A 1,045-nucleotide genomic window follows, 5' to 3' on the forward strand; every position below is an offset into this window, starting at 1 on the left:
GTCCGACGACGCCGAAAAGAGCGCGATGTTGATGCTGATGCTCTCACAGGTCCGCAAGAAAATCAAAACCGCACCCGGTGAGACGGTGCTGATGCTCGACGAGGCCCACGTCCTACTCGACAACCCACGCACGGCAAACTGGTTGCAGAAGGCCGCTCGCGAGTTCGCTCGCTACGATGCAAGTCTGTGGTTCCTCTCACAATCCCCGAAAGACTTTGTCTCGGCTGACTCGGAGACAGACGCTCGTGACACGATTCGCGGGCAATGCGGGATGGTTCACATCTTCCGAACACCTGCCGTCGACGACGATGTTCTCGCAGAGTTCGGTCTGAACCAGACCCAACGCGAGTTCGTTCGCGAGAAAGCCGTCCGTGGCAAATCCGGACGTGGATACTCAGAGTGTCTAATTTACGCTGAGGACATTGCCGGGTGGATTCCGACCTACGTCGAAACATCACCCGCTGAGGACGCGGTGTTATCATGGTCGCGTGACGATGGCGACGAGGCGCTCGCGGATGACCAAGGACAAGACCGAACGGTCGCCGCTGCGGGAGGTGACGATTGATGGGCCTGCTCGACTCGCTTCGCGGGACGGAACAACGTGAGGAAGCAGGGTACGACGCGGTGGAGATAGATGCCGACCTCGCTACCTCGCTGACAAGTCCAGGCGAACGCGACGCTATCAGCGTGCGCCCGAACAAGGACAATGGCGGGATTGAGGCGATGACGAACGTCCTCGAATCGCTGCATTCGGTGGAGACAGACTCACCCCGGTTGTCGCGGTCAGTCCAGAACGTCTCACCAGCTCATTCGTTCGAGATGCGATACACGCGCGAGCAGGGTGGCGGCGACCGCGTCGTGACGATGCAGTACGTCGCAGGCGACGACCGTACCGATGGAACGCTCAAGCGTCAGTTGCAGACGCAGTATCCCGACTCCCAGCTTGACCGTGTCTCGTCCGAAGTCAACCCGGAGTGCGGCGTCGACGGTCGCTACATCGCGGGTGCGACGCTCCAACTTCGTCGGTACACGCTGTATCCCATCA

General features: G+C 60.2%; 2 pseudogenes. Both read left to right on the forward strand.

Annotated features, from left to right (window positions below):
* Positions 1-565: pseudogene (locus DVK06_RS16640) on the forward strand (transfer complex protein); the annotation flags it as partial.
* Positions 565-1,045 (forward strand): annotated as a pseudogene (locus DVK06_RS16645) (hypothetical protein); the annotation flags it as partial. The pseudogenes DVK06_RS16640 and DVK06_RS16645, both read left to right, overlap by 1 nt.

This window comes from Halorubrum sp. Atlit-28R, from assembly GCF_003665955.1.
In the GTDB taxonomy this organism is placed as follows: Archaea; Halobacteriota; Halobacteria; order Halobacteriales; family Haloferacaceae; genus Halorubrum; species Halorubrum tropicale.